Origin of the sequence: Protofrankia coriariae (genome assembly GCF_001017755.1) — a bacterium.
Taxonomy (GTDB): domain Bacteria; phylum Actinomycetota; class Actinomycetes; order Frankiales; family Frankiaceae; genus Protofrankia; species Protofrankia coriariae.
Genome location: NZ_JWIO01000044.1, coordinates 33,085 through 35,671, shown reverse-complemented (window position 1 = coordinate 35,671; position 2,587 = coordinate 33,085). Strand labels below are relative to the sequence as shown.

The following is a 2,587-nucleotide window of genomic DNA, read 5'->3' as shown; positions in this document are numbered from 1 at the left end:
GGCCGTACCGGCGGGCCGCCACGCGGCGATGCCGAGCAGCGTGGTCGCGGCTCGGCCGGGCGCGTGCCCGGTACGGGAGCCGGCACCGGACGTTTCGAACCGTCTTCGCAGACGCCGTCGCGTGGCGACCGGTACGGGCGCCCCGACCGGCGCCGTGACGATCGTCCCTCCACCCACGGCCAGGGACAGGGCCGTGGCGGCGGCCACGACGTCAGTGGCCGTACCGTTGGTGGCCCGGCCGCTGACAGTTCGCGCCGGACGCCGCCGCGGGGCACTTCCCGTCCGTCGGCCTATTCGTCGGCCAGCTCCGATCGTCGCGACGACAGCCGGACGTCCCACGCATCCGGCGGCGCCGACCGGCCGCTGACCGACCGGCGTGACGGGCCCGGCGGTGGATGGCGGGCGCCCAGCACCGAGTCGCGACCTGGCACCGCATCCACGCGGGAATCCCGGGAGCTCAGGGACACCCGAGCGCGGGACCAGCACAGCTATGATCATGATGCTCGGGATGTCGCCGCCCGGAACTCCGGCACGGCCGGGCCGGGACAGGCCGCGGCAGGCCCGCGGGATTCCGCCCGCCCCCGGGGCACCGACCGGCCGGGCGCCGCCCACACCCGGTCCGGTGAGCAGGGCACTGGCCGGCAGGACCACCCCGGGAAGAGAACCCCGGGACCGGACCGGCGGACATCGGGCACCGCCTCGTCGGCATCAGGTGCTCCAGCGGGACGCGGGGGCGGCCCCAGGCCATCGGTGTCCAGGCCGGGACGTGCTGGCGGTGCGGCCGGGACGGACCGTCGTGGTGCGACCGGTGCCGCCCACCGCCGTCCGCATGCCTCGGCGGGTTCCCCGGCGTCCCCGCACGGTGACGCGGGCGCCGGCCGGGGGGCTGGGCGTTCCAGCCGGCCGTCGGCGCCGGAGCTTCCCGACGAGGCCCGCGCCGAACTCCTCGACTTCGAGGTCACCCGGGAGCTGCGAGGTCTCGGCGCGTCCCTGGCCGAACCGGTGGCCCGGCATCTGGTGGCCGCGGGCATGTACCTCGAGGAGGACCCCGTACTCGCGCTCGCGCACGCCCGCGCGGCCGCGGGACTGGCGTCCCGGATCGCCGTCGTCCGGGAGGCGGTCGGGCTCGCCGCCTACCACGCGGGGGAGTTCGCCACGGCGCTCGCCGAACTGCGCGCGGCACGCCGCATCGACGGGTCCCCGCGGCACCTTGCCGTGATGGCCGATGCCGAGCGGGGGCTCGGGCGTCCCGAGCGTGCCCTGCTGCTCGCCCGTGATCCGGGCGCGGCCGAACTCGACGAGGAGGCCCGGGTCGAGTTGCTGATCGTCCTGTCGGGCGCGCGGCGTGATCTGGGTGAGCCGGATGCCGCGGTTCTGCTGTTGCAGGACGAGGCGGCCNAGGCGGCCGCCGCCGGCGTGCGGCCGTGGAGCGCGAGGCTGTGGTACGCCTACGCGGAGGCGCTGCTGGCCGCGGGCCGTCCCGCCGACGCGGCACGCTGGTTCGTCTCCGCGGCGACCGTCGACGACACCGAGCAGACCGACGCGGCGGACCGTGCCGCGGAGCTGGATACCGCGGAGCTGGATACCGCGGAGCTGGACGCCGCGCAGCTGCCGGAAGGCGAAGCCGTTCTTCCCGCTCAGGAGCCCGATCAGAGCCCAGGGACCGTGTAGGCCATAGGCGCGCCCCGGACAGGTCCGGGTTGTTCGCCCGGCCGCCGGCCGCCGGCCGCCGGCCGCTTCGTCCCTCGACCAGCGGCTGTTCGTCCGGCTTATTCGTCCAGCGGGCGGATCAGCAGGCCGCTGCGCGGCTTGGGCGTGAACAGCGTCGACTTGCGCGGCATCCGTTCGCCGGCCGCGGCCACGGCGGCGACGTCCGCGGCCGGGGTCGGGTTCAACAGCAGCGCGATCGCGGCGGNCCGGCGCCGCCACACCGGCACCGGCCGTGGACGTGCTGGACGCGGACGCCGCGGCACCGTCGGCCACCGATGCCGGCGTGGCGTCGCCAGGGGCGGGCACCGCCGGTGTCGCTGTCGATGCCGCCGCGGCGATCGCGGTGACCGCGTCATGCTGGTAGCCGACCACGTCCTCGGTGTCCGCCAGCCCCCAGACCTTTGTAATCAGTACGAGATGTGCGACGGTGACGTCGAGCTGGCGGAAGGCGGCGGAGCGGTCCGCCGGCAGTGCGTCGGCGAGCAGCACCGGGTCCGGATGTGTCAGCAGGAACGCCGCCCGGCCATCGGTGATCACGAAGGCGTGGCCGTCCTGGCCGGCCTTGGCCAGCTCGCTGAGCAGATACCCGCCCGCGGGGTCACCCACAGTGTCCAGCGGCTTCACCCGGAACGCCGTCCCAGCGCGGCGGACGGCCTCGGTGAGGGTCAGACCGCGCACGACCCGGTGGATCGCATGGACCTGCGGGCCGGACACCCGGGCGTCCACCAGGAAGGCCAGGCCGAAGTCCCAGGGGCCGGTGCCGTCCCCGGCCGCGTGGCGGTCGGCCTGGTAGCGGCGGTAGGTGGCATACCGGTGATGGCCGTCGGCGATCACCGCCCGCCGCCCGTACAGATCGTCGGCGACGGCGGCGAGCCGC

Annotated in this window: 2 protein-coding genes and 1 pseudogene (1 of these 3 cut by a window edge); 1 reads left to right on the top strand and 2 read right to left on the bottom strand. The window is 75.9% G+C overall.

The window, feature by feature from the left end:
- Positions 1-1,942 precede the first annotated feature (1,942 nt).
- On the top strand, positions 1,943-2,074 hold the full coding sequence (locus FrCorBMG51_RS34140) for a hypothetical protein (protein ID WP_420848657.1): 132 nt from the start codon (positions 1,943-1,945) through the stop codon (positions 2,072-2,074).
- A 122-nt stretch (positions 2,075-2,196) separates the two neighbouring features.
- Here the strand turns inward: FrCorBMG51_RS34140 and FrCorBMG51_RS34135 are convergent.
- Positions 2,197-2,544, bottom strand: a pseudogene (locus tag FrCorBMG51_RS34135) (DUF1015 family protein); the annotation flags it as partial.
- On the bottom strand, positions 2,541-2,587 hold the final stretch of the coding sequence (locus FrCorBMG51_RS34130; protein WP_476742223.1) for a DUF1015 family protein. 370 nt of this gene lie beyond the right edge of the window; 47 of the gene's 417 nt are visible here — the last part of the coding sequence; the start codon falls outside the window, past its right edge; it ends in the stop codon at positions 2,541-2,543. The pseudogene FrCorBMG51_RS34135 and the gene FrCorBMG51_RS34130, both read right to left, overlap by 4 nt.